This window comes from Morganella psychrotolerans (assembly GCF_001676055.1).
Lineage (GTDB): Bacteria > Pseudomonadota > Gammaproteobacteria > Enterobacterales > Enterobacteriaceae > Morganella > Morganella psychrotolerans_B.
Map to the genome: position 1 here is coordinate 46,428 of NZ_LZEX01000004.1, position 26,348 is coordinate 72,775.

Annotated in this window: 19 protein-coding genes and 1 pseudogene; 13 read left to right on the forward strand and 7 right to left on the reverse strand. The window is 47.4% G+C overall.

Features of this window, described 5'->3' with window-relative positions; all coding sequences use genetic code 11:
- Positions 1 to 775 precede the first annotated feature (775 nt).
- Both AYY17_RS05310 and AYY17_RS05315 read right to left on the reverse strand, forming a co-directional pair.
- Positions 776 to 2,056 carry an APC family permease gene (locus tag AYY17_RS05310; protein WP_067421974.1) on the reverse strand — a complete coding sequence of 427 codons (1,281 nt, stop codon included), beginning with the start codon at positions 2,054 to 2,056 and terminating at the stop codon, positions 776 to 778.
- A 186-nt stretch (positions 2,057 to 2,242) separates the two neighbouring features.
- Positions 2,243 to 2,698 (reverse strand): regulatory protein RecX, encoded by a 456-nt coding sequence (locus AYY17_RS05315; RefSeq protein ID WP_067421976.1) that lies wholly within the window; start codon positions 2,696 to 2,698, stop codon positions 2,243 to 2,245.
- 118 nt (positions 2,699 to 2,816) lie between these two features.
- Here AYY17_RS05315 and AYY17_RS05320 point away from each other — a divergent pair, with 118 nt between their 5' ends.
- The 9 genes from AYY17_RS05320 (at position 2,817) to AYY17_RS05360 (ending at position 13,992) form a co-directional block, all read left to right on the forward strand.
- Entirely contained in the window at positions 2,817 to 2,999 is a 183-nt protein-coding gene (locus AYY17_RS05320; protein WP_067401087.1) for a hypothetical protein, read from the forward strand.
- A gap of 823 nt (positions 3,000 to 3,822) precedes the next feature.
- Positions 3,823 to 4,377 (forward strand): fimbrial protein, encoded by a 555-nt coding sequence (locus tag AYY17_RS05325; RefSeq protein WP_067421978.1) that lies wholly within the window; start codon positions 3,823 to 3,825, stop codon positions 4,375 to 4,377.
- A 35-nt stretch (positions 4,378 to 4,412) separates the two neighbouring features.
- Positions 4,413 to 5,126 carry a fimbrial biogenesis chaperone gene (locus AYY17_RS05330; protein WP_235845285.1) on the forward strand — a complete coding sequence of 238 codons (714 nt, stop codon included), beginning with the start codon at positions 4,413 to 4,415 and terminating at the stop codon, positions 5,124 to 5,126.
- 12 nt (positions 5,127 to 5,138) lie between these two features.
- Positions 5,139 to 7,679 (forward strand): fimbria/pilus outer membrane usher protein, encoded by a 2,541-nt coding sequence (locus AYY17_RS05335; RefSeq protein WP_067422110.1) that lies wholly within the window; start codon positions 5,139 to 5,141, stop codon positions 7,677 to 7,679.
- Entirely contained in the window at positions 7,679 to 8,746 is a 1,068-nt protein-coding gene (locus AYY17_RS05340; protein WP_067421980.1) for a fimbrial protein, read from the forward strand. The genes AYY17_RS05335 and AYY17_RS05340 overlap by 1 nt, the downstream gene beginning before the upstream one ends.
- A gap of 298 nt (positions 8,747 to 9,044) precedes the next feature.
- Positions 9,045 to 9,833, forward strand: coding sequence for a protein bax (locus AYY17_RS05345; protein WP_067421982.1), 789 nt, complete (start codon positions 9,045 to 9,047; stop codon positions 9,831 to 9,833).
- A 380-nt stretch (positions 9,834 to 10,213) separates the two neighbouring features.
- Positions 10,214 to 11,632 (forward strand): MBOAT family O-acyltransferase, encoded by a 1,419-nt coding sequence (locus AYY17_RS05350; protein ID WP_067421984.1) that lies wholly within the window; start codon positions 10,214 to 10,216, stop codon positions 11,630 to 11,632.
- On the forward strand, positions 11,619 to 12,800 hold the full coding sequence (locus AYY17_RS05355) for an SGNH/GDSL hydrolase family protein (protein ID WP_067421986.1): 1,182 nt from the start codon (positions 11,619 to 11,621) through the stop codon (positions 12,798 to 12,800). Before AYY17_RS05350 ends, AYY17_RS05355 begins: the two co-directional genes overlap by 14 nt.
- Positions 12,766 to 13,992, forward strand: a complete 1,227-nt coding sequence (locus AYY17_RS05360; RefSeq protein WP_067421988.1) for an SGNH/GDSL hydrolase family protein — start codon at positions 12,766 to 12,768, stop codon at positions 13,990 to 13,992. Before AYY17_RS05355 ends, AYY17_RS05360 begins: the two co-directional genes overlap by 35 nt.
- A gap of 83 nt (positions 13,993 to 14,075) precedes the next feature.
- Here AYY17_RS05360 and AYY17_RS05365 read toward each other — a convergent pair whose 3' ends face one another.
- The gene (locus AYY17_RS05365; RefSeq protein WP_067421990.1) at positions 14,076 to 15,977 is read right to left on the reverse strand and encodes an ATP phosphoribosyltransferase regulatory subunit; all 1,902 of its coding nucleotides are present in this window, start codon (positions 15,975 to 15,977) and stop codon (positions 14,076 to 14,078) included.
- Positions 15,978 to 16,398: 421 nt separating this feature from the next.
- Here AYY17_RS05365 and hdcC point away from each other — a divergent pair, with 421 nt between their 5' ends.
- The 4 genes from hdcC (at position 16,399) to hisS (ending at position 21,878) form a co-directional block, all read left to right on the forward strand.
- Positions 16,399 to 17,760: a histidine-histamine antiporter gene (gene hdcC, locus AYY17_RS05370; protein ID WP_067421992.1), complete on the forward strand. Its 1,362-nt coding sequence runs from the start codon at positions 16,399 to 16,401 to the stop codon at positions 17,758 to 17,760.
- A gap of 51 nt (positions 17,761 to 17,811) precedes the next feature.
- Complete coding sequence (locus AYY17_RS05375; RefSeq protein WP_067421994.1) at positions 17,812 to 18,948, forward strand: histidine decarboxylase; 1,137 nt, start codon at positions 17,812 to 17,814, stop codon at positions 18,946 to 18,948.
- Between the two features lie 204 nt (positions 18,949 to 19,152).
- Positions 19,153 to 20,523 carry an amino acid permease gene (locus AYY17_RS05380; RefSeq protein WP_067421996.1) on the forward strand — a complete coding sequence of 457 codons (1,371 nt, stop codon included), beginning with the start codon at positions 19,153 to 19,155 and terminating at the stop codon, positions 20,521 to 20,523.
- Between the two features lie 83 nt (positions 20,524 to 20,606).
- Complete coding sequence (gene hisS, locus AYY17_RS05385; protein ID WP_067421998.1) at positions 20,607 to 21,878, forward strand: histidine--tRNA ligase; 1,272 nt, start codon at positions 20,607 to 20,609, stop codon at positions 21,876 to 21,878.
- Positions 21,879 to 21,939: 61 nt separating this feature from the next.
- Here hisS and AYY17_RS05390 read toward each other — a convergent pair whose 3' ends face one another.
- The 4 genes and pseudogenes from AYY17_RS05390 to gntR all read right to left on the reverse strand — a co-directional run.
- Positions 21,940 to 23,025: a methyl-accepting chemotaxis protein gene (locus AYY17_RS05390; RefSeq protein WP_235845286.1), complete on the reverse strand. Its 1,086-nt coding sequence runs from the start codon at positions 23,023 to 23,025 to the stop codon at positions 21,940 to 21,942.
- Positions 23,026 to 23,207: 182 nt separating this feature from the next.
- Positions 23,208 to 24,545, reverse strand: coding sequence for a gluconate transporter (gene gntU, locus AYY17_RS05395; protein ID WP_067422000.1), 1,338 nt, complete (start codon positions 24,543 to 24,545; stop codon positions 23,208 to 23,210).
- Positions 24,542 to 25,084, reverse strand: a complete 543-nt coding sequence (gene gntK, locus AYY17_RS05400) for a gluconokinase (RefSeq protein ID WP_067422002.1) — start codon at positions 25,082 to 25,084, stop codon at positions 24,542 to 24,544. The genes gntU and gntK overlap by 4 nt, the downstream gene beginning before the upstream one ends.
- Positions 25,085 to 25,253: 169 nt before the next feature.
- A pseudogene (gene gntR / locus AYY17_RS05405) lies at positions 25,254 to 26,246 on the reverse strand (gluconate operon transcriptional repressor GntR); the annotation flags it as partial.
- Positions 26,247 to 26,348: the final 102 nt, after the last annotated feature.

Consider the following 26,348-nt stretch of genomic DNA (forward strand, 5'->3'; position numbering starts at 1 on the left):
TCACTACGCAAATACCAAAAGCAAATAAATAACCACGGGATTATAAATATTACACACATCAATATATGAACAATGGCGGAGCTACCTCACCCTTTGCTACTCATAAATAGCGTAAAAATAAAATATACGAATAAAAAATACAGGTGATTTGGATTTAAACGATGGGAAACAAAAAAAACATAACTGAATCTATTATCATTTTGTGGTGAATAGCTGACAGCAATAATTTTAAAACATAAAAATCATGGATTAGATACCCGCACAGAGATCGAATAAAAACACACAAGTAGTGAATTTAAATTCATAAAATATTTTTTCAATTATTTCCTGAAAAAGCACAATTCGTTCATTTAACACATATGATGCGTAACACTGCCGACTCATAAACTAATAATGTGACAAAAATCACGTCAAAAATCCGATCATAAGACAATCAAAAAACAAACATTTACATAACATTTTCGTGTGATGTTTAAAGAAAATAATAGTTACAATTAAGTAAAATTACTCATTACACTTGTTGTTATAATGCCAATTACGCAATACCAGGCATTAATCAACACAAAATATCGCATTACAATTAAAACGAAGGGATATAAACCATGGTGATACTATTCGGTAAACCGGCACGGCACAGACAGGAATACGTATTTAATGCGTAAAATGAGATAAAGAACTGCTGTCACTCAAAAAAATGACCGTATTCATACCAATGCACTGTCGGTTGAATTTTCATGCATATTTACCAGAAGAGATTCTGCTGCATATAATTGAGCTATTCACTCGCCAGGCTCCGCCGCCGCTGATAGCCAATCGCCAGACAGACAATCAGTGCACCGGAAATAATACTGACAGCAATAATCCCCTGATTAAACAATGTCACTACAAACCCGGCTAATACTGCCAGGATCACTATGATACCTAAGCCAATAATGATTTTTGAGGCACGGATAATCCGGCTTAGCCGCCATGCAACCACCAGAACCATCAGATAACATAAAAGAAAGGTAAAACTGGCAACATTCGCCAGGTCACTGAGATTGAGCATCAGCGCAAATACCAGTGTTATCAGAATCATCAGGATATTGCTGCGGGTTCCCTGACCGCACACCACGTTCCCCCATGTATGGGGAAGTAATCCGGAACGACTCATACTGTCGAGGATATTAAATGCAGAAAAACAAGTCGCATTAATTGCCGAGGCGGTTGCCAGCAAAGCACCGATGGCCACAATGGTAAACCCGGTCTGCCCGAAAATCGGGTAAGCCACCTGCGCCACAGCCGTATCTGCATAGCGGGCTAAAACAGCCGGGGACAAATTACCGAGCAGTACCAGAGACAAACTGATATAGAGCACAATAGTAAATAAGATGGCTATCATAAATGCTTTCGGCATCACCCGTTCAGGCTCCGCCACTTTGTCTGATGCATTCGCCATCATGCCAAACCCTGCATAGGCAAAAAAAGTCAGTCCGACGGCAGAAAACAGCGCATCACCGGAAAAAGTATGTATTTCCAGTTTGCCGGCATCCATCGTAAACAGCCCCGTGATTATCAGCACTATAATAATAGTCAGCTTAATCCCCACCAGCAGCACTTCAATTTTGCCAACCGCATGACTACTGACAATATTGAGCAGCCCGATAGCAATAATAACAAAGGCCGTATACATCTCCGGTAACAGAGGATGCCCGCTCCCCTGATGAAAAAGTTGAACCGCATATGCACCGAACGCCCGCGCAACCATTGCGATCGTCAGGATAAGCGTTACCAGATACAATAATGAGAGTGCGATAGTCAGGGCGGAAGGTAATGACAAACGAAAGAAATCAATAATTCCGCCCTGCGTTGGGTAACGGGCGGCCAGCCTGGCATAAGCATATCCGGCAAACAAGGCAATAACACCCCCGCAGGAAAATGCCAGCCATGTGGCAGATTGCATGATAAGCGCGGTTTGTCCCAGCAGAGCAAAGATCCCCGCACCGACCATTGCCCCGATCCCCAATGCAACGACCTGTAATAATGTTAACGATTTTTCAGATGATGACGATTTCATGGAAAGTTACCTGTCCGGCATATAGCGTGATTAGGGGTGAATATAAAAACACCATTTATCATTATTATAGGTAATGACACGTAACCGATTATGTCTTTTTTCTGAGCAGCGGGGGATTTACCGTCAATTTCCGGATTGAATTCAGACATCAGCCGGATTTATGTTTCCTTACATACCCGGCATCATTTAATATAATTCGTAAATCTGATCCGAGGTAAATCCACGGTATAGCAGATAACGCATCTGTTTTTGTTTCTCTTTATAATCAGCCGGAGCGGAGTCACCGAATTTCTTCATTTTTGCCTGTTGCGCCTGATCAAACCAATCTACTGCCTGTGCTGCAAAAACCGAGTCAATCAATTCACCGGCAAACCCTCTTTGCCGTAATTCCTGACGAACGCGTACCGGGCCGTGCAATTTACGGACTCCCGCCTGAAAGAAAAGTGAAATACTGCGCGAATCATCCAGGTACTGAGATTCGGTCAGGCGCGCCATCACCCGGGGCAGAACGGTTTCATCTGTCGGCGATGTTTCCTGTTTTTCTGTAATTTTCCGTTTCAGTTTCCGCGACAGTTCAGTACCGGCATATTCACGCCGCCCCAGCAGCCACACCGCATACTGATAAAGTTGTTTCTCATCCATAATCACTCCTGCGTGTTATCCGTTAAAATCGTGCTAACATACCTTTATAATATCATTATTGCTGATACTCCGGCGAACCAGCCTGCCGGCGGACCTTCGATACAGAGAGACAAAAACCATGACAAATCTTACGCCCGAAGAAAAAATGTATGTCGATAATCTCGCGATGCAGCGGATGGATAATATGAACAGTGATGAATTTCTGGTGCATCAGCTGGATGAAAAGATTCACGGACTGGCAGACCATCTCAAAGCCTATTTTGAAGAACGCCTGACTTTCCATAAGAAAAATACAGACTGACCATCCCCGCGTGTTCCGTCCGGATAGTCAGTAAGACTATCCGGTAGTGTCTGAAATAATCCCCTCCTCAATAGTATCATTCGTTATCGGTCTATTCCGATGGTGATAAGTACCTGCTTAAAATAAAATTGAAAAACAGTAAAGTTTTCTGTCAACGTGCCGATAATTAGTGACAGTAAATCACTTAGTTGTTGATTTCATATGTTTTAAAATCGTATTGATAATTATTCTTAATTATCACCATCAATAACTATAAAGAAAAAATAATATTAAATATTATTAAATTTAACATTAAGTTAGAAAGTATTTAAAAATATTAACAACAATCAACGTATAGCCCCGCCTTAACGTAAAACATTGGAATATAACTCCAAAATAATCCATCAATATATGAATATTACAGACAATAATTACCTTTTAAGCCATAAATCAGAAAAATACTTCAATTAATCATTTCATGACTATATAATTCGTTCCGCTTTAGTTACGTTTTCTATTCTGATGTATAAGAACCCATCTCTCCTTTACGGGCAATAAAATATTCCCCGGGAGAATTTCTTCTTATTAATTCTGCTAACTAAATAAACCCGGCTGATTTATTTTTTAAATCGGCATACATAGCTATACCCTTATTCATTAAAACTGCAGGTTCGTTGGCCGCGCTCAACCAGCCGGGTCACATACTGATGTATGCTCCCCGTCTGTTTTCCCTTGCCGCCTGCCTGCATCTTGAATGACGTTGGGTATATTAATAAAAATAAACCCTCAGAAAAAAATAATATTTTGAAGGGATTTATTATATATTCCATTCCCGGAGAGGATAATGAATAAAAAATTCGCATTCGCCGCGTCTCTTTCTTTTATTTTTGCCGCGAGCTCTGCGTTTGCCGCAACCACAGCATCAGGTGGCTCAATCAATTTCACTGGTTTTATCACGGATGCGACCTGTACTATTAATAATGGCAATACAAATATGTCAGTATTATTAGACCCTATCACCGTCGGTCAAATTACCAATTCCGGTGTGATAGAAGAGGGTAAAAAGGCATTTTCTATTGAATTATCAGACTGTAACGCAAGTGATAAAGACAGTAAAACACTGCATATTAATTTCGCATCAACCAATATGATTGCGAATAACGGTAATTATCTGCTCAACCAGGAAACGGATGAAAAAGGTAATCCTAAAAATGTGGGAATTGCATTAGTTACACAAAAAGACGGTCAACTCGTTAATTTAAATACGCAGTACGACACTAAAATCGCAGCAGATAGTGGTATTATTCAGTTTTATGCTCAATATTATAAAGTAGGAAGCGAAGCAGCTCAGCCGGGTAAAATCAATACTATGCTGACTTATAACCTCTCTTATTTCTGATGCTTTTCAGACCTCTTAATTAAGGGGTCTGACTTTTGAAAACAGCCATTATGAAAAAATATATTTTTACACTGTTATTATTAACTGTGACATTTGTCAGCAGTGCAAACGTTATTATTAATTCCACACGGGTTATTTATCCGCAGGGAAGTAAAGAAGTATCAGTTCAGTTATTTAATACCGGTACAGAACAGGCGCTGGTTCAGGCATGGATTGATGATGGTAATGCTGACTCCACACCGGAAACAGCCAATGTGCCCTTTATCCTGACCCCGCCGGTGGTAAAAATTGACGGAAAAAATGGTCAGCAACTGCGTGTAAAAATGACACCGGCTCAGCTACCCTCCGACCGGGAATCTCTTTTTTATCTGAATTTACTGGATATTCCGCCACTGCCGGAAAATAGCGCGGATAAAAATATGATGCAGATTGCTATTCGTTCGCGCATCAAACTGTTTTACCGTCCGTCCGGGCTGACACCGAATGCGGACATTGCACACACGCGGCTTAATTTTCTCCGTGACGGGCAGCAGTATGTCCTGAAAAATGAATCACCGTATTACATTAATATACTGGCCCTGAAAGAAACATCCGGTGGCCGCGCACTCGCGGAAGAAGGCAGTATGGTAGCACCTTATTCACAGCTGACTCTTTCCGTGGCAACAGATCTGCCGGCCGGTAACCGGTATACACTGACGCTGATCGATGATTTTGGTGCCATAAACACCTATCCGCTCTCACTAAACTGATTATCTGTGCTGATGCTGCGCCATATCATCCGGGATATTTCCCCTCAGAAAGTATCAGCACAGATATGCCTGATCTCTCTTGTGACTCTGCTGTTCAGCACGCCTGCACAGACCGCCGGGTTTAATACTAATTTCCTTTACGGCGACTCGGCAAAAGCCGATTTATCGCGGTTTGACCGGGACGATACATTTCCTGACGGGCAATATACCATTGAGATAAGTGTCAACGGTGAATGGAAAGGCCGCTTTCCGCTGATACTGCGCCAAAGCGGACAGTCTGTTTTTATTGCGCAGGATGATATCGCCAAACTGGGGCTGCGTGAGACAGAAATACCACCGCAGCCGGATGAAGACGGCAATGTTGCGCTGGATACCCTGGTTCCTCCCGGCAGTTATACGCTGAATATCGGTCAGTTTCAGTTAGCCCTGAATGTTCCGCAGGCCATGCTTGATACCGTTCTTAAAGGGTATGTGGATCCTGCATTATGGGATCAGGGCGTTAATGCCGCGATAGTCAGTTATAACGCTAATTATTATCATGCGACGACAAAAAATGACGGCAGCGATAACGATAATGCCTACCTGACACTCAACAGCGGGCTGAACCTGGCGGGCTGGCAATTTCGGGATCAATCCTCGTTGACCTACTCCCGCGACCGGGGCACACAATGGGATACCAATACCCGCTATCTGCAACGGGGATTTCCCGCGATAAAATCTGATCTGCGGGCAGGCGACAGCTACACCTCTAATGAACTGTTTGAATCTGTCCGCTTTCGCGGCGCAGGGCTGAAAACAGATATCCGCATGTATCCCGATGCCTGGCAGGGTTTCTCTCCGGTTGTGCGTGGCGTGGCACAAACCAATGCACTGGTCAAAATTTATCAGGATAACCAGTTGATCTGGCAGCAAAGTGTGCCGCCGGGACCTTTTGTGGTCGATACCCTGCTGCCGACCGGCTCCGGGGGCGATTTACAGGTGGAAGTTAATGAAGCCGACGGACAGATCAATCACTTTTTAGTGCCGTTTTCTGCTGTGCCGAATATGTTAAAAGAAGGTCTGTTCAAATATGAACTGAATGCCGGTGAAGTGCAGCTGACAGATAATCCTTATCACCCGGGCTTTGCGCAACTGAACCTGCAATATGGTATCAATAATACCCTCACCGGTTACGGTGGTGTGATCGCGGCTGAAAACTATCAGGCATTTTTGCTCGGCAGCGGATTCAATCTGCCTGTGGGGGCGCTGTCTGTGGATGTCACCCACTCTGATGCCCGGTTCTCTTCCCCTTCTCCGCGTTTTCGCGGGCAGAGCTACAAAGTGGCATACAGCCGGTTTATTCATCAGACCAATACTAATTTCTCTCTCGCGGCTTATCGTTATTCCACCAGCGGTTATTTCAGTTTACCGGATGCGGTGCAATATCAGAATCAGCTCAACCGGCAGGACAGCACCGGTGAATTACCGGCAGACGATCGCAGTTTCCGCCAGCGCAGTACATTTAACGTCAATATTAATCAGCGTCTCGGGGGGGATTACGGCTCTGTATATCTCGCCGGAACACTGCGGGATTACTGGGGCGGACAAGGCAGCACCCGTGAGTATCAAACCGGCTACGCCAATAACTGGCAGGATATCAATTACACCATCAGTGCCGCCAGAGTCAGCTATAACCAGAGCAATAACAGTGTTTCAGATAATAATCGCAATAATAATGAAGAAACCAGGGTCAATCTGACACTCTCTGTGCCGTTCACACTGTCCGGCAACAAAGTATATCTGACCGCCAACAGCATGACGGAACAGGGGCGCTACCGGAACAGTAACATCGGGCTGAGCGGCGCGGCAGGTAAGAGTAACGCACTGAACTATAATATAAACCTGGCACATCAGCCCGTTACCGGCACAACCGTCAGCACCAGTGCAGCTTACCGCGCCGCGCCGGTAACACTGAATGCGTCCTACAGTGAATCCGCTCAGTACCGCCAGCTTGGTGCCGGTGCAACCGGCAGTCTGGTTGCCTGGTCCGGCGGCATACTCACGGCAAATCAGCCGGGAGAAACCTTTGCGATAGTCAATGTACCGGGTACAGAAAACGCCATCGTCAATAATGACAACAATATCACCACCGACACTCAGGGCCGGGTTCTGGTGCCGTATCTGTCAGCTTACCGCAAAAATGCCATCATTCTGGATGCCTCTCAGGCACCGGAGAACTCCGCTGAACTGATGGGAAATGTGCAGGATATCGTTCCTTACGCAGGCGCGGTAACACTCATCAATTTCAAAACAGATGCCCGGCAGGAATTTTATCTGCGTGCTGTCCGTCATAACGGAAAACCACTGCCGTTCGGAACAGAAGTGACTGACGTGCAGAATAACAGCATTGGTTATGTCGGGCAGAACAGCCTCATATATATAAGAAGCGAAACACGCCCGGACCACATTGATGTCCGGCTGACGGATAACGACAGCGGCTTTTGCCGGGTCACCCTTACACCGGATCCGCAAACAGATCCCCTCCTCTGTACTGAACAAGGCGATATTCCCTGATGCTCAGAAAATGTTACTTTTTTGCCGGTCTTCTGATACTGCTGACCGGCTATGCGCAGGCGGAATGCTCCAATGCCGGTAATAAACAGGCACCGCCGCTGTCTGTGGATCTGTCTGAAACCTTTTACCGGCAGACGGAAACCACGCTCTATTTCAATACCCGCTACAGCGGGGAATTCAGTTGTAATGCTCACAGTAATAGTGTGGTCAACGCCTCTTATCTGCAAAAACGCTCTCTGGTTGTCGGCTTTCAGAACGGGCGCTACCCGGTTGAGTTCAGAGTGATTGATCTTCAGCCCGGCAATACCCTGAAGTTTGATTACAACAGAAGACCCTACCCGGCTGACCGCGTTCAGGCACGTTTCACACTCAGCGCACGGGTACTGCCGCAAGGCTCCCGCAGTGATGTGACTATTTCCGGCAATCAATACCGGTTTGACGGGGCAGTTATCGCGGCAGATACATCCCGCATTGGTTTAATTCAGTTTTTTATCCGTCTCGGACTGGATATCATCAGCTATCTGATAAGCGGACACTGGCCGGAACATAATGAAGATCTGTTCCTGCAACCACTGGATGTAACCTATCAACCACGCGAAACAACCTGCACCTTTGATAACGCAGACTTATTGGTTGAATTGCCACAGGTGGATCGCGCGCGCCTGCAACGTGATACAACCGGTGGCATGACCCGCTTTCATCTTGATATCTCCTGCCGTGACCGGTTGAACGGCCGCACCAGCCGCCCGGTGAAAGCTTACCTGGCCAGCAATCAGGTATATCAGCAGGATATGAAAACATTAACCGATATGCGCCCGGGTGCGGCAAAAGGGGTGGGGATCCGTATCGGGCGTCATGCTGATATGAATAATAACAGCGCTGTTATTATCAACCCGCCGGGCAGACAGGCACGGTCAGATTCCTACCTGTTTGAGTGGGGGAAAAATACGTTTATTGAAGTGAATAACGGGTTGAATCTCTGGGCATATTACTATGTTTACGATGCGGCAAAGCTCAGTGCGGGGCGGATCAATACCACCGCTATCCTGAATTTCGAATATTACTAATAATGAACGCTGATACAGAACAACATAAAAAACCGCATAAAAAAATGAAAATGCGATAAGTTGCAGAAGAAAACACATTAATTTTCCAGATTATTCCGCCTTTTTTGCTAAAAACGGCTGTCATTTAATGCCTGTTTTAACTTACTAATAGACATAGACAAAATCAGGAAACAGAATATTGTACTGTAAAAGCATACACCATTAATATTTAACGATGGAGAATAAGTCTGGCTATGGTTTTTCTATTTTGCTAGTATTCGTTCGAAATTTGTTCAGACAATCAAAACGAGGAAAAGCAATGCCCTCTCATACGATGAGGACAAGTGCAGTCTTCGCTTTCTTGATTTTTCTATTTTTTACCGGTTTTAGCTTTGCTTCAACCAGTACCACGACAAGTTTAGAGTATTCTCATAACGGCAGGCAGCTCAACAAAGCGCTGCCTGATTTGCGAAAATACCCTTCAGGTACACCCCGAAAGAAAGCGTTTTTAAATGCCATTGTCCCGACGATTGACAAAGTTAATCGCCAAATCATGAATGACCGCAGTTGGTTACTGGAACGCCAGAAAAATAACCATTGGTCAGCAAGTGATATTGCAAAGCTCAGAACGCTTTGCCAGAGCTATGATATGACATGCAGCTCACCTAAGCGCACCAACTGGAAAGCGCTGTTAAGCCGTGTCGATATCCTGCCCACCCACTTCGTTGCCACTCAGGCGGCAACCGAGTCAGGCTGGGGAACATCAAAACTGTCCCAATCAAACAATAACCTGTTTGGTATGCGTTGTGGACGGGGTTGTAGTGCTAAGGCCGGTCAGGTCCAGGGCTACTACGCTTACAGCACCATTGAGGATGGTGTTACGGCTTACATGAAAAATCTGAATACGCATCGTGCTTATAATTCACTGCGTTCAGAACGGGCAAAACAGCGCCTCGGTGATGATGACTCACTGAGTACACCGGATCTTATCCGTCAGCTGGAAGGTTACTCCCAGAAAGGAGATACCTATAACCGCTACCTGCAGCAGATGTATGACAGTAATAAAACACTGATATCGACTGCACAAAAAGGTGCCCAAAACACATAAATCGTTCTGTTTTCTGAGCAACACTCAGAACTGAACCCGAAAACCCACGGTTAATATGCTTATTCCGTGGGTTTTTTTCTGTCTTTTCATCATTCTTATTGAATAGCCTTTGATAACTTATATTATACTCCCCTCTATATATACATACCCGATACATTCAGGATGCAGGCGGACGTAGCGTAGCCAACGAACCTGCGGTTTGCATGAATAAGGTATATACCCAACGTCATTCAGAATGCAGGCAGGCGGCAAGGGAAGACAGACGGGGAGCATACATCAGTATGTGACCCGGCGGGCTGAGCGTAGCCAACGAACCTGCGGTTTGAATGAAGAAGGGTATAAATAATTGACATTCCCCACACGCTTGCACAGAGTCTGATATGAATTTCTTTTCATTTGAATTTCTTGCCTCCTTTACTGCTTTTTTTCTGATTTACTGGCTCTGTCAAAAGAAGACCGGCTTACAAAATACGCTTTTAATTGCAGCGAGTTATGTATTTGTTTTCCTGTTTCAGCCAAGCTTTGCGTATGTTCTTGCCGGTTACACTTTATTTATTTATCTTCTGGCAAATGTTCTGAGCAGCCGCTTGTCTGCCCGCCGGATTTATATCCTGCTGGGGATAGGAATTACCGGCTGCTTTACGGTTTTCAAATACTACGGATTCTTACAGGAATCACTGCAAAGTGCTCTGTTACAGGCCGGAATTGAAGCAGAGCTGCCGACACTGGCGATCCTTGCACCGATTGGACTGTCGTTTTATGCCTTCCATTCTGTCAGCTATGTGGTGTCTGTCTGTCGCAAAGAGATTGAAAAAGCGTCATTCTGGAATGTAGTTTTGTATCTCTGCTTCTTTCCGAGCATTGTTGCCGGCCCGATAAACCGTGCCAAAGCCTTTATGCCGCAGATTCAGGCCACCTCGCGGGAAGTGATTAATTACAAAAAAGCCCTACTGCTGATCACCTTGTCGATGGTAAAACTGTTTCTGTTCAGCGCGTATTTGTCAGAGAATTTTGCCAATCCGGTATTCAGCTCGCCGGTCAATTACAGCGCGGGTGAGATCCTGGTTGCGGTTTACGCCTACGCGTGGAATATCTATTTTAACTTCTCCGGTTACACCAATCTGGTGACGGGGATAGCCATGCTGCTCGGCTTTGTGGTGCCGGTGAACTTTAATGCGCCGTATCTTGCCACCAACCTGAAAGAGTTCTGGGCGCGCTGGCATATGAGCTTGTCTGTGTTTATCCGTGACTATATCTACATTCCGCTCGGCGGAAACCGCAAAGGTGCGGTGCGGATGAACATTAACGCCTTTATTGCGATGGTCATTTCCGGTATCTGGCATGGCGTCGGTCTGCCGTTTATTATCTGGGGTGCGCTGCACGGACTGGGTATTGTGCTGATGAATATCAAACACAAACTTATGCCGCCGCGCAAAGACCCGGCTGAAACGGTATGGCAGAAAACCACGGTCTGGATAGCACGGATTTTCACCTTCCATGTGCTCTGCCTGACATGGATTTTCTTTCGCAGCGCCACCCTCAGTGATGCGGTCACTATGCTGACACAACTGACCGCAGGCGGGTTTGTATCCTCGGTTACCGCAAGCGCCCCGCTGCTTGCCGCGTTCTGGATATTATTATTCCTGTATCCGTCATGTGTTAATCTGTATCACAAGGCCGGTCAGTATTATCAGCGGGTTTCCTGGGTTTGGTATCCGCTGCCGCTGGCGCTCTTTATGACACTGGTTTTCATTTTCTCACCTTCAGGCATGCCGGGTTTTATCTATGCGAATTTTTGATTTTACGGAAAACCTTGAACGCGCCCTGAAGGTGGTATTTATTGTGCTGAGCGCCTCTGTGGCGCTTGTCTGGCTGAACCAGAATCCGCTGGCGCGTTACTGGGAGCAGACATATCACCAGCCTGCGCCATGGGCAAAATTACAGGGGCATTATGCCTGGGATCTCGGCGGATATCTTCAGGATGGCGTCATTGCCGCCGGGGAAACCATGGCGGAATATGCGCAGGGAAATCATGTCATTGAAGAGACTGAAAAAGCGATCCCCGGTAAATTGGCATTTCCGGAAGAGTTTCAGACCGGCCTGCATTTTATCAATGGCTATCTCTATCCGGCCTCTGCGCTGTCTGTAACCTTCCCTGAGTTGCTTAACCGGGGTAGCCTGCCGGCAGGCAGCTCTGTACTGAAACTGGATAAAGAACTGGCCGCAAAGCAAATTCTGGCGAAAAAGACACCGAAATCAATAATCGAACTTGAAGCCGGTGATAAAGTATTCTTTGTCGGTGATTCGCTCATGCAGGGCGTGGCGCCTGTGTTACAATCACGGCTGACCAAAGCCTATGGCATTGAGAGCATCAACCTCAGCAAGCAGAGTACCGGCCTCACTTACCTCAAGTTTTTCAACTGGCCGGAAATCGTCAGAACGACATTAGCCGCCAACCCGGATATCCGGCTGATGGTGGTGTTCCTAGGGCCGAATGATCCGTGGGATATGCCGCCGGACGGTGGCGGTCGCTATCTGCGCTTCACCTCACCGGAGTGGGAAGAGCAGTACCGTAAACGGATTCAGGACATTCTGTTAACCGCCAGGATTCATGATGTGGATATCATCTGGATCAGTCCGCCGAATATGCGCAAAGAGAAATTGTCGGATGGTGTACACTATCTGAGCGGGCTTTATCAGTCGGAAATCAAAAATGCCGGGGAAATCTGGCTGTCCGCAAATACAATTTTCAAATATCAGGATCAGGTCTATTCCGATTATATCGGTGACGGCAGCAGTAATATCAAACTGCGCAGCGGAGACGGTATTCACTTCACCTATAAAGGTCAGAAAGCTATCGCTGACACGGTGTTTGATCTGATTAAATTTAATGCTGCACCTCAGGAACCTGAGGTGCAAGAAGAAACACATAATGAAACAACAAAAACGCCCGTCGTGGCACCTTAAACTCGCAGGCGCGGCTGTATTACTCGCCGCTGCCGTTTCTCTGATGTCTTGTCAGAACAGCACTGACAAGCCGTGGATAACACCGACGCAGACACCGCCACCGGTGTCACGTAATGATCTGACCAACTATGGCGATCCGAATCTCAGCCGGTTAGCGCATCGCCTGCGTGATCCGTCGGCCCGCATCCATATTGTCCAGATCGGGGATTCACATACTGCGGCCGATTTTTTCTCCGGCACATTGCGGGATAAATTCCAGGCAGGCTACGGTGATGCAGGTATCGGCTTTGTTCCGCCAAGCATTATTGCCGGACAGCGTACCGCAAATTTCGTCTTCACTGAGCCGAAAAAACAGTGGTCATTTCTGACCAGCCGGAAAGATGATGCACCGAACTTCCCGCTGGGCGGCTTTATTATTTCGCCGCTGACCGGACACAGCACACTGACGATGAAAGAGCGTAATCCAACGTCAAATCAGTATGATATGCAGGTATTATATCAAACATCTTATCCGGCATCAGTTTCTGTACGCTCTGCCACCAACAGCACACTGAATCTTCAGCCGTCCTCCGGCTGGCGTTTCTCTGACAGTGTACCGGTGACCTTCCCGGCGGACATTACGACAAGTGAACAGAGCCCGCTGAATATCGGTGGCTGGTTTATTACCCGTAACCATCCGGGTGTGATGTTGTCGGCTGTCGGCATCAATGGTGCCACCATTGCCATGACAGACAAATGGTCGCCGCAATGGGTCAGTACTCTGGCAGAAACCGCACCGGAGATGGTGATCCTCGCTTACGGTACCAATGAAGCCTTCAATGACACCCTGAATCTGGATCTCTATCGTCAGCAGCTTACCGCTAATGTGCATAAAATCCGTCAGGCAATGCCGGATGCGGTGATCCTGCTGGTCGGTCCCGGTGACAGTATCAAAAACAAAACAGCACCGGACTGCCGCTCACAACAGCCGGCGAACCTGCATAATGTGATAAACATTCAGCAGTCTGTCGCCAAAAGCGAAGGTTTACTTTATTGGGACTGGCAGCAATATATGGGCGGGGATTGTGCGATTAACAGCTGGGTTCTGCGGGATCTCGCGCGTCCGGATAAAGTTCATCTCTCAGCCGCAGGCTATGAACGCAGTGCCACAGCACTCTATAACGCGCTGGATGCACTGCTCCGCCAGCAATAAATAAGCTGTATAATGTTATTCACAGTAACGGGACGGAAAGCCCCCCGTTACTGTGAAAACGTTACGATAAAAACTATCCTTTCTCAGCAGTTCACACTGTGTCCGAGCACACCAATCATCGCGTTCTCATTCATATTCTGAATTAATCCATTATTCTTATCAGTCAGTTCCAGCTCATCGCCATGTTCCGGCGGCACCACAATAATAAAACGGCTGCCATTGCGTTCTGCGTTCTTACGACAAGCATTAATCCGCATCCCGGAGCAATCATTTTTAATGGTGAAATGCGGGAACAGTGTCCGTAACCGGCGGCCCACAATCAGGGCATTTCCGGCAGCACGGGTATTTTCAGGGATCAAAACCACATCCGTCGCATTCTGGCGTAACAACTGTTTATGACATGTGCGGATCAGAAAAATGATCGGATCAAGCATGAAAGCAAAGCCGCTGACAGCCATATGTTTCCCCAGCAAGTGTGAGGCGCTGGCATCATAGCGGCCACCACGGCAAAGCAACGCATCAGGGCTGTCCGGATGCGTGGTACGCCACTCAAAGAGGGTATGACAGTAATTATTCACCGGATAAAGCGTGGGCGTCACACTGTACGGAATTTTCAGGCGGTTCAGTGAATCCAGCAATTCCCGGAAACGGGTGGTGGATGCTTCAGACAGAAAATCACTCAGCAGCGGCGCTTTTTTATTCACAATATCCAACAATTTGTGCGGCGTTGAGAGTAATTGCTCTGGTCTTTCCTCCAGAATGACCCGCCACTGATCTTCAAAAAAGGGCAGAAACGGCTGATAGTACGCCACCAGCGCCTGACGAAACCGGGTAAATTCAGCTTCTGTACCAACGGTATTAATATTTAATTCAATATACGGCGTGAGATGCAGTGAACTGAAAAAATCATACTGCATTAAAATATGCTCCAGCTCGATATCAATATTATCGTAGCCGAACGCTTCCACGCCAATCTGGTGATATTGCTCAAAGTCCTGCTTTTGCCCGGCAACAGAGCGAAACATTGCGCCGATATACCACAATTTACTTTTCGACTGTAAATGCTGATGTTGTGCGATCACCCGCAGACATCCCATTGTTCCTTCTCCGCGCAACAGCGCCGGATGGCTGCAATTAAGTGTCGGGGAATCATGGTTATCATGAGAAAATGCCGCTGTATTTTTCATATTCTCATCCCAGTATTCCAGCAACGGAAAACGGATCTCCTGGTAGCAATAGCGCTCCAGTAACTTCGATGCCCGGTTTTCGAGCCAGATCCAATCCGCCACATTATTACTGTAGTGTTTCCGTGGTCGCCCCGCCTGATGCGGGCGTACAGTGCGGTTCGCCTCAAACTCGAGTTTCTGACAATATTGATTCGTTCCCAGCACACAGTTTTGTTTCAGGCAGGTTTGTATCCGCTCAGTAACGGCCGGGCTTATTGTGGTATATAAAAAATGCTGATAATGAATGCCGCGCTCCTGCGCTGATTTTCCTAATTGTAAATAACACTGATGTTCAGTGATTCTCGGAATAACACATTCCCCTGAGTTATGACTGAAGCTGGAATAATTGCAGTTATGTTTATCATTATATTCTGACTGATCTGACGGGAAGGTATCAACATATTGAGAGACTAAAAGAAAATAAGAATTCGCTTCAATAAGGCAACTGTTATAGCGCCGTTCCCATAATGCACCGCTGCGCTTATATTTATTATTGTAATAAGGAACATACTGACGGCCGATATGCTGAATGAAGCGACTCAGATCTTCTTTTGATTTTGGCGTCAGTAACAACAGAACAACATCAGCCTGAAAAGAGTACGCATGTAATTCACAATCATATGATTCTAAAGACTTATCAATGCAAGTCAGAAAGCGGGAATAATCCTCCTCTTCCTGAAAGAGTTTCTGATGATTGTGTCCGTTAAGTTTAATAAGCTGTGGTAATCCGGAAAAATAAAGGCGCTCTCGTCTTGGCATAGTTCAGCGCTCCGACCGCTAAAAATAATTAAATTATCTAATGTTTATATTATATAAAAATCACCTTGTCATTCTAACTTATATTATGGCAATTGTTTTTATTTTTGAATGCGGTTCTTTTTTATCATACTGAAATAAATATATTTATTTTTTCTTTGTTATTTTGTTCATTCACTGATGACAAAAGTAAAATAATAACCACACAGAAAGTTGTTGGTATTCACGATAAAAAAGGGGACGGAGTCACTTACTGAAAAATAGCTCATAAAATGTTCATTTTTGGTTGAAACTGTTATGTGAACACTGTTTTTGTTGATCTAAATCACGTTTTAAGGGGCTTTAAGAAATTAAGTTTTTCCCATCTCGGTAATTGTCATCGGGTGCACCTTTCCAATTAACAATCATTAACAGGAAAAGCATTATGGGAAACATGAGTGCCAGTTCCGCCCATAAAATGGGGGTCGTCGCGCTAACCCTGGTAACCGCATCAAATATGATGGGTTCCGGTGTATTTATGCTGCCGACCAACCTTGCGGGCGTTGGTTACATCTCTTTATGGGGATGGCTATTTACAATTATTGGTGTGATTGCACTGGCGTTGGTGTTTGCCAAAACCAGCCTTATCACACCACGTAACGGCGGGATCGTCGCGTATGCCAGTGATGCATTCGGCCCGTTTATCGGTTTCCAGACCACTGTCTGCTACTGGATAAGTGCCTGGGTCGGTAACGTCGCGCTGCTGGTTGCCGGTGTCGGTTACCTCAGCTACTTCTTCCCTGAGCTGCGAAACCCGACTATCGGCAGCATTGTTGCTATCGTTATTTTGTGGGGTTTCGTTGTTTTAGCCAGTTTCGGCGCCCGTGTCGCCGGTCGCGCACAGTCTTTCACCGCGAGCTGTATGCTGGTTGTGGTACTGGGTGTGGGTGTTATCGGCTGGTTCTGGTTTGATCCGCAGATGTTCTCTCAGGTCTATAACGGCACCGGTAAAAGCGATACTTCCGCCATTATTACGGCTGCATCTATTGCACTGTGGGGCTTCCTCGGGGTTGAATCTGCCGTGGTGTCCAGTGGTCAGGTGGATAAACCGGAATACACAGTTCCCCGTGCAACCGTCTATGGTCTGCTGATTGCGTCCGTCTGCTACGTCGGCAGCTGTACCGTCATCATGGGTCTGGTTCCGCATGAAGAACTGGTTAACTCTGCCGCACCATTTGCTGATGCAGCGCGTTATATGTTCGGTGAAACCGCCGGTACTGTAGCATCAATCCTGAGTATTATTGCCTGCTTCGGCTCTATCTCCGGCTGGTTAATTCTTCAGTCAGAAGGTCCCCGCGCCGGTGCTGACCAGGGTCTGTTCCCTAAATTCTTCTCCGATGTGAATAAAAATGACGTACCGATGAAAAGCCTTATTTTCACCGGTGTACTGATGAGCTTAGTGCTGCTGATGACCGCATCACCAAACCTCGCCAAACAGTTTGAAATCGTCATTCTGATGTCTGTATTCGCTTCTCTGCTGCCATACATGTATGCGCTGATTTCCCTGCCTATCATCATGGTGTCCAAAAAAATGAACCGCGGCAGTACGTTTATTTTCTACAACGTCCTCGTGGTCATCGGCATCATTTATTGCGTCTTTGCGCTGTTAGGTTCCGGGTCTGATTCCATGTTCTGGGGTCTGGTCATGATGTCACTCACTATTCCGCTGTTCAGCTTTGTAGCTGCCGGTCGCGCGAAAAAAGGTAATGACATTCTTTATATCCATGACGAACAAAGCAAATCGTAATCTGTTGCGTTTTACAGTCTTTATATTTTGAAAAACAAGAGGTAAATAATTATGACTCTGTCTATCAATGATCAAAACAAACTCGATGCATTCTGGGCATATTGCGTAAAAAACCAGTATTTCAACATCGGTTATCCTGAATCTGCGGATTTTGATTACACCAATCTGGAGCGCTTTTTACGTTTCTCCATCAACAACTGTGGTGACTGGGGCGAATATTGCAACTACCTGCTGAACTCTTTCGATTTCGAAAAAGAAGTGATGGAGTATTTCGCAGACCTGTTCAAGATCCCGTTTGAAAAAAGCTGGGGCTATGTCACTAACGGCGGGACCGAAGGTAATATGTTCGGTTGCTACCTGGGCCGTGAAATCTTCCCTGACGGTACGCTCTATTATTCAAAAGATACCCACTACTCTGTAGCGAAAATCGTTAAATTACTGCGCATCAAATCACAGGTTGTTGAAGCTCAGCCAAACGGCGAAATCGACTATGACGATCTGATGAAGAAAATTGCGGCTGATAAAGAAGCTCATCCGATTATTTTCGCTAACATCGGAACAACCGTCCGTGGTGCGATTGATGACATCACTGAGATCCAAAAACGCATGAAAGCCGCCGGTATCAAACGTGAAGATTACTATCTGCACGCTGATGCGGCACTGAGCGGCATGATCCTGCCATTTGTTGATGAACCACAGGCATTTACCTTTGCTGATGGTATCGATTCAATTGGTGTTTCCGGCCACAAAATGATTGGCTCACCAATCCCTTGCGGTATTGTTGTTGCGAAAAAAGAGAATGTTGACCGTATCTCCGTCGAAATTGACTACATCTCCGCACACGATAAAACCATCACCGGTTCCCGTAACGGTCATACTCCACTGATGTTATGGGAAGCTGTCCGCGCACATTCAACTGAAGACTGGAAACGCCGTATCGGCCGCAGCCTGGATATGGCGCAGTACGCCGTTGATCGTCTGCAGAAAGCCGGTATCAATGCATGGCGCAACAAAAACTCCATCACCGTTGTCTTCCCTTGCCCGTCTGAACGGGTCTGGAAAGAGCATTGCCTCGCAACTTCCGGTAATGACGCTCACCTGATCACCACCGCTCACCATCTGGACACAGCTCAGATTGATGCGCTGATCGATGACGTTATCGCCGACGCGAAATTACACGCGGCATAAAAAAAAGGCAGTGGTAATTATCCACTGCCTCCTTACGGTTCGTTGCCGGCGCAGACGCCAATCCTGCCGGCAACGCTCTCTAACCTATACAGCGACGCAGGATGATGCAAGAAAAAAGACAAAAAAACACCAGTCAGTCCGCTGATCATGTGGTCTCTCTTTCCCTCATCTGCAGCTGGAGTATTTCTGTGAGGACAAAATGGTATGGTTCACAATGGTAAACCCACCCACCGTATGGGCTTGATTGCCCTGATTATTATGACTGCTTCCAATATGATGGGAAGTGGTGTGTTTATGCTCCCCTCGTCTCTGGCGCACATTGGCTCTATTGCGTTGTGGGGCGGACTTATCACCTTTTGTGGTGTGCTCGCACTCGCACTGGTTTTTGCCAAAACCGGTGAAATCTCGCCCTGTAAAGGCGGCGTGATTGCTAATATCGGCCGCACCTTTGGCCAGTACACCGGCTTACAGACATCCCTTTTTTACTGGCTTTCAACCTGGATAGGCAATTGTGCCCTGTTAATCTCCGGGGTTGGCTATCTCTCTTACTTTTTTCCGCAACTTCACACGCCGCTTTACGCTGCAATCACCGCTATTATTATTCTCTGGTCTTTTGTTCTGCTGGGTTTGCAGGGCGCAAAAGTTGTCGGTTATGCACAAATTTTTACCGGCCTTTGTATGCTTGCCGTCATTCTGAGCATCAGTATTTTTGGCTGGACAAGTTTTGATTACACGCGTTACATCAGCAGTTTCAATGTCACACAAACCAGTGATACCGATGCCATTATGGCGGCTGCCGCTATCTCGCTCTGGGGATATCTGGGAATTGAATCCGCGTCGGTGTCCTCCGCGCAAGTTATTAATCCGCGACGCAATATTCCGTTAGCAACGATTATCGGGCTTTTAATTGCAGCGGCGTGCTATCTCAGTTCCGTTAATGTCATGATGGGCATTCTGCCCCACGAACAACTGATTAATTCCACCGCGCCATTTGCCGATACTGCCCAATATTTATGGGGCGGTCACGCCGGGCAGATTATCTCTGCACTGGCGATTATTGCCTGCTTCGGCGCACTGCCCGGCTGGCAGATTTTACAAACTGAAGTGCCGCGCTCTGCGGCAGAGAACGGAACATTTCCCTCATTTTTTGCCGAGGTAAACCGCCATGGCGTGCCTTATAAGGGATTGATTTGTACCGCCTGCATGATGAGCGCCGTACTTTTGCTCACTATTTCACCGAGCCTGGAGCAGCAGTTTCGCAGCATCATTATTCTTGCGGTTTCGGCCAGTCTTATCCCGTACGCCTTTGCCGCGGTTTCCCTGCCTATCGGCATGATCGCCAAAAAAATGCAGTATAGCCGCACCTTTATTATTTACGCCACTCTGAGCCTGATTGGTCTGGGATTCACCATGGTCGCGCTGATAGGCGCCGGTACAACGCCGCTGTTCTGGGGCATGGTGCTACAGATGTTTACTATTCCGCTGTACCTGGTTTTCATCATGCGCCGCGAAAAAAAAAACACCCGCATCCCGCCCCGGGCTCGCCCTGTCGTACATCCCGGGGATCTGCCCTGAGCAGACCGCTGAGATGGCGTTCCCGGCTGACAATGATGACAGCCGGAATTTCTCACAGAGAAACTGTATATAGAGGACTAAAAATGGAAAAAATTCAGTCAATCAGAGGGATGCGAAGTGTGCTTCCGGAAGAAACCCCGGTCTGGCAGTGGCTGGAAAACCGGATCCGGAATATTACCACCCGCTACGGATATCAGGAGGTCAGGCTGCCGATTCTGGAACCGGTCGCCCTGTTTGAGCGCGCGGTCGGTGAATCCACCGATATTGTCTCCAAAGAGATGTATAACTTCCTGGACAAAAGCGGTGAACACATCACGCTGCGTCCGGAAGGCACCAGCGGCTGTGTGCGCACGGTTATTGATAACAACATGTGCTACAACACTACGCAGCGCCTGTGGTATCAGGGACCGATGTTCCGTTATGAACGCCCGCAAAAAGGCCGTCTGCGTCAGTTTACCCAGTTCGGGGTGGAAACGTTTGGCATGCCGGGCGCCGATGTTGATGCTGAACTGATTTTTATGGTGAAAGATATCTTTAAGGCGCTCGGCGTAGATAAACATGTGCGCCTTGAAATTAATTCACTGGGTACACCGGAGGAGCGCTCAGAGCACCGCCTGCAACTGGTCAGCTACTTCACAGAACACAAAGAACAGCTGGATGAAGATAGCCTGCGCCGTCTGGACACCAACCCGCTGCGTATTCTCGACAGTAAAAACCCGGCTATGCAGGAGATGATTGAAGCGGCACCACGTCTGCTGGATTTCCTGGGTGATGAATCACAGCAGCACTTCGATGATTTACGCCGCCTGCTGGACAGCGAAAACATTGCTTATGTGGTAAATCCGCGGCTGGTACGCGGTCTGGATTATTATACCCGCACTGTTTTTGAGTGGATCACGGATGAACTGGGCTCACAGGGAACCGTTTGTGGTGGTGGTCGTTATGACGGGCTGGTTGAGCTGTTCAGCGGTAAAAAACTGCCGGCGTCCGGATTTGCTATCGGTATTGAGCGGCTGTTACTGCTTATCCAAACCTTAGGTCTGGATAAAGCGATTGTTAATCAGCCTGATATTGTTGTGACCTATGAAGATGCTTCACAGAATGTGGATGCCCTGTTACTGGCGAACACACTGCGTCATCAGTTACCGCAATATAAAATCCTGAGTGATTTCACCGGCGCCAAGCTGAAACGCCAGCACAGCAGTGCGCTGAAATCAGGCTGCCGCTACATTGTGACGCTCAATCATGACGGCGAAATCGGTCTGTGGGATCTGGCTGAAAACAGTAATGACACAGTGACCGGTGATACTCTCGCCGCTGCTGTTTTACAAAAAACCATTACGGCAACAGCCTGATTTAACGTTATAAAATACTGAAAGCATCGCACTGCGGTGCTTTTTTATTTTATAACCCTGCCTAATAACTTATTGATTCGAGTAAATTATCAATATACTGAATAACACTACAGCTGGCACTTTCCATCTCGTCCAGATACATTTCTTCATCACGCCGACATCCCTGAGCGCGGGCTTCCAGTGCTTTACGTCCGGACTGATGCACCATTTTATGCGGTCTTTCCAACCGGCGGTAAGCATCATGGCTGATAAATTTCTGCCCTTCGTCTGCGTAATACCACTTTCCCAGCCGGCACTGAGTATGATCATTAACAACCAGGTCCGCATTATTATCCAATAACCGGCTGTAGATATCGCCTTTCCAGATAACATGATCCAGCTTGACTGTATTGAGAAACTGCTGAATAGCAACAAAGTGGATAATAGCCTGCATTCTGGATGAACAGGTGATCATGTTTTGCAGATGGCTTTCAGCCTGTAGTGCAATATTACGGATACTCACCACTAATTTTTGATTATCTTTTGCATCTGTATGAATATGATGAGCATGAGACTGAATTTTTCCGGTAAAAGAGGTAATTTTGATGGCTTCCTCCTGAATCTCACCCGATAATTGCTTTATTTCACGGGAAATAACCGAAAACCCCGCGCCCCGGCTGCCGACATGAGACGCTTCTATTGCTGAGTTCACTGCCAGCAAATTTGTCTGGTTAGACAGGCGCTCAATATTGTCGGTATTCTGATTGATCTGCGCCAGTGTAAAAATCAATTTTTCTGTGTAATCCAATCCCTTATCTGCATGTTCACTGATATCATCCAGTACATCATTAAGCTCATGCATATGCTGACGGGTTTCGCCATTATAATGTGTCATTTCATCAAGCGTGCTCTGCTCGCTTGCCAGACAGTTACTTGAATCCAGCAACGAATTACGAATAATTTCAATCGCACTGATGCCTTTCAGAAGATGGCGGCATAACATATCACCATGCCCGCTCTGCAGACTATCCGGATTTTCAGCCGGTTCATTTCCGGCACATACGCCGGCAGCTCCACCTGAATGTTTCTTAAAAGTTTCCATATCATTCATTTGTCCGGCATGTACCGTCTTGCGGGAAGATACCAGGTTTTTTATTTTTTTCAGCATGTGATCCCGGGCTGCGCCGCCATAAAAATGAAAATAAAAAAATAACGAAATAGCGAAAGTTGTCCTGACGGACATATCGATTATCGGCTTATGTCATGGGGGCTTTATACAGATGACTGAATGGTATAAAAAAAGCAGCGGATCTTAACAATCCGCTGCCTTTAATAAAGAGAAAACAGGTCTTACAGGAATGCGAAGAACAACATCCCGACAAGTGCCCCGGTAGTACCGAGGATGGTTTCCATCAGTGTCCAGGTTTTCAGTGTCTGTGCTTCTGTCGCACCGGTGAATTTTCCGTATAACCAGAAACCGGAGTCATTCACATGGCTCAGTACAATTGAACCACCTGCGATACAAACAGAGAGCGCGGCAAGCTGCGCACCGGAGTAGCCCAGCTCACTGATAACCGGCAGCACCAGCCCGACGGTTGTCAGGCAGGCAACCGTCGCTGAGCCCTGGATAACACGGACCGCCGCAGAGAGGAGAAAACAGGCTGCCGCGATTGGCAGACCGGCACCAATCAGCGATTCACCCAGCGCAGGACCCACTCCGGAGTCCACCAGCACCTGTTTGAACACACCGCCCGCCCCTGTCACCAGCAGAATGATCCCCGCCGGCTGAATGGCCGCAGAACAGATGTCCATCACCTGGTTACGGCTCATACCACGACGGATAGCCAGCCCGTAAATAGCCACCAGGCAGGCAATAAGGATAGCCAGGAACGGATGCCCGATAAACACCAGCCAGGCATGTAATTTTGAATCCGGATCCACCATAGGTGCCGCAATTGTTTTCAGCCCCACCAGCACCAGCGGGAACAGAATCAGCGCCAGGCTCAGACCAAATGACGGCATTTTACTCTGCCCGATACTTGGCTCAGTCATATCTTTCGGCAGTTCCAGCGTCACAAACTTACTGATGAAATTACCAAACAGCGGACCGGCCAGAATCATCCCGGGAATAGCCGCACATAGTCCGATAAGGATCATCCAGCCAAAATCGGCATTCATCTGATCCGCCAGCAACATAGGTGTCGGTCCGGGTAACAGGAAGCAGGCCGCTGCCGCAACACCGGCAAATAACGGGATAGCCAGCCGGACAACATTGTCGCCGGTGCGCCGTGCAACTGCAAACACCACACCAATCAGCAGAACAATCGCCACATCAAAGAAGAGGGGTAATGCACAGATAATCCCGGCTATCCCCAGTGCGTAATGCGCCCGCTTTTCACCGAAGGAGTTCAGCAGTTTCACTGCTATCTGGTCAAGCGCGCCGGTTTCATGCAGTACCTTACCAAACATGGCGCCGAGCGCGACCACTATGGCCAGGAAGCCTAATGTCCCGCCCATTCCGTTTTGCATGGTCTGGGTGATTTGTTCCAGCGGCATACCTGAAAAAAGCCCGGCACCGATCGCTACAATCATCAGGGCGACAAAAGCATGAAGCCGCGCCACCATGACTAAAAACAGCAGTAACAGAACCGAACCGGCAGCGGTTAATACCAGGGTTAATGTTGTCATGAGCGCTCTCCGGCAACCTGAGTGATAATCTGCATTGCGCCGGTGATAACGGCGTCCAGCGGCGGGCTGATATCTAAAATCTGTACATCGCGCTCAATTGCGGTGTCGGGCGCTTCTAAGGTATCAAACTGTGTGACCAGCATTTCCGGTTTGAAAAAATGCCCTCTGCGGGCTTTCAGGCGGCTTTCGATCAAATCAAAATCCCCTTTCAGCCAGATAAATGTCAGGTTTTTGTTCTGACGCCGCAGAATATCGCGATAGCTTTTTTTCAGGGCTGAGCAGACGATGACAGAAAGTTCATTCGTGCGCTGCATAGCAAAAATGGCATCATTGAGCGATTGCAGCCAAGGCCCGCGATCGTCATCATTGAGCGGATGCCCGTCTGCCATTTTTTCAATATTGGCGCGCGGATGAAGGTAGTCTCCGTCGAGAAACGCCGCATTCAGTCCGGTGGCAATTCCGTTGGCTACAGCAGATTTTCCGCAACCGGAAACCCCCATCAGAACAAAGGCGTGATGTGGCTTTTGGCTGTCACTCATAAATACTCCTCTAATGCGGTCATTATCACCGATATGTTACCGGTAACTTATTACCGGTAACATTACCAATGGATATGATTACAATGCAATCAAACAGCGTTTTTTAATCGATAAAGTGTGACAGTTCTCTCAAATGAAATCCCTGTCACAAAGAAGGGGCCGGAAGCCGTTAAATGCTCTCTCCCGGTAATAATTCGAAGCCGACATCCACTTTCTGCTGAGCCGGTAATTCACCGCGCAGGCGAGCCAGCAGGATCTCTGCCGCCCGTCTGCCCATCAGGTCACGCGGAGTCAGAATACTGGCCAGTTTCGGTGTCATCACCTGACCGACATCATGTCCGTGGAACCCGGCGATAGCCAAATCCTCCGGAATACGGATCCCCAGACGCTGACACTCAAAAATCGCGCCGATAGCAAGGTCATCATTGGTACAGAACAAGCCGTCAATATCCGGATATTCAGCTTTGGCCTTGTGCAGAAGTTTTGCACCCAGCGAGTAAGAAGAGCTTTCCGGTGTCATCACATTTCCTGCCGGCAGTCCCGCCTGTTGCATCGCCTGCTCATAGCCCTGCAAACGCATCATTGTCCGTTCGTCAGAACGCGCACCCAGGTAAATGACACGGCGGCAGCCGCGTGAGATCATCATCTGTGTCATTTCAAAGGCGGCACGGATGTTATCCAGCCCCACGGAGGAGTCATAGCACGGTGACACACTGTCCATCAGTTCCACGACAGGAATTCCGGCAGTTGCCAGCATTTTCAGTGTGCGCGGGGTATGGTTGCGCTCGGCTAAAATCAGCCCGTCAATATTGTATGAAAGCAGGGAGACCAGGCGGTCTTCCTCTTTTTCTGCCCGGTAACCATAGTGCGCAAGCATGGTCTGATACCCCTGCGCATCCGTGATGGTTTCAATACCGCGGATCACTTCTGCAAACACCTGGTTTGTGAGTGACGGCACCAGTACGCCGATAGCGCGGCTGGTTGCATTGGATAAAATATCCGGCACTCTGTTCGGGATATACCCCAGTTCGTCCAGTGAGCCGGCGATAGCGCCGCGCAATTTTTCTGAAACCTGTTCCGGGTTGCGCAAAAAGCGGCTGACGGTCATTTTTGTTACACCGACGCGGTCAGCCACGTCCTGTAACGAAGGGCGTTTTTTTCTTCATATTTATTATCTTAATACAGCCTGCTCTGTGTGTCGCCGGAGAGTGAACATCCGCGTAATATTACGTAAATATCCTGAATACGCTGAAAGAGACTGTAG

What these genes read in the sequence shown, in the direction of transcription:
- AYY17_RS05310 (WP_067421974.1), bottom strand. Translation starts at nt 2,056, where the DNA reads ATGAAATCGTCATCATCTGAAAAATCGTTAACATTATTACAGGTCGTT.
- AYY17_RS05315 (WP_067421976.1), bottom strand. Translation starts at nt 2,698, where the DNA reads ATGGATGAGAAACAACTTTATCAGTATGCGGTGTGGCTGCTGGGGCGG.
- AYY17_RS05320 (WP_067401087.1), top strand. Translation starts at nt 2,817, where the DNA reads ATGACAAATCTTACGCCCGAAGAAAAAATGTATGTCGATAATCTCGCG.
- AYY17_RS05325 (WP_067421978.1), top strand. Translation starts at nt 3,823, where the DNA reads ATGAATAAAAAATTCGCATTCGCCGCGTCTCTTTCTTTTATTTTTGCC.
- AYY17_RS05335 (WP_067422110.1), top strand. Translation starts at nt 5,139, where the DNA reads ATGCTGCGCCATATCATCCGGGATATTTCCCCTCAGAAAGTATCAGCA.
- AYY17_RS05340 (WP_067421980.1), top strand. Translation starts at nt 7,679, where the DNA reads ATGCTCAGAAAATGTTACTTTTTTGCCGGTCTTCTGATACTGCTGACC.
- AYY17_RS05345 (WP_067421982.1), top strand. Translation starts at nt 9,045, where the DNA reads ATGCCCTCTCATACGATGAGGACAAGTGCAGTCTTCGCTTTCTTGATT.
- AYY17_RS05350 (WP_067421984.1), top strand. Translation starts at nt 10,214, where the DNA reads ATGAATTTCTTTTCATTTGAATTTCTTGCCTCCTTTACTGCTTTTTTT.
- AYY17_RS05355 (WP_067421986.1), top strand. Translation starts at nt 11,619, where the DNA reads ATGCGAATTTTTGATTTTACGGAAAACCTTGAACGCGCCCTGAAGGTG.
- AYY17_RS05360 (WP_067421988.1), top strand. Translation starts at nt 12,766, where the DNA reads ATGAAACAACAAAAACGCCCGTCGTGGCACCTTAAACTCGCAGGCGCG.
- AYY17_RS05365 (WP_067421990.1), bottom strand. Translation starts at nt 15,977, where the DNA reads ATGCCAAGACGAGAGCGCCTTTATTTTTCCGGATTACCACAGCTTATT.
- hdcC (WP_067421992.1), top strand. Translation starts at nt 16,399, where the DNA reads ATGGGAAACATGAGTGCCAGTTCCGCCCATAAAATGGGGGTCGTCGCG.
- AYY17_RS05375 (WP_067421994.1), top strand. Translation starts at nt 17,812, where the DNA reads ATGACTCTGTCTATCAATGATCAAAACAAACTCGATGCATTCTGGGCA.
- AYY17_RS05380 (WP_067421996.1), top strand. Translation starts at nt 19,153, where the DNA reads ATGGTTCACAATGGTAAACCCACCCACCGTATGGGCTTGATTGCCCTG.
- hisS (WP_067421998.1), top strand. Translation starts at nt 20,607, where the DNA reads ATGGAAAAAATTCAGTCAATCAGAGGGATGCGAAGTGTGCTTCCGGAA.
- AYY17_RS05390 (WP_235845286.1), bottom strand. Translation starts at nt 23,025, where the DNA reads ATGCTGAAAAAAATAAAAAACCTGGTATCTTCCCGCAAGACGGTACAT.
- gntU (WP_067422000.1), bottom strand. Translation starts at nt 24,545, where the DNA reads ATGACAACATTAACCCTGGTATTAACCGCTGCCGGTTCGGTTCTGTTA.
- gntK (WP_067422002.1), bottom strand. Translation starts at nt 25,084, where the DNA reads ATGAGTGACAGCCAAAAGCCACATCACGCCTTTGTTCTGATGGGGGTT.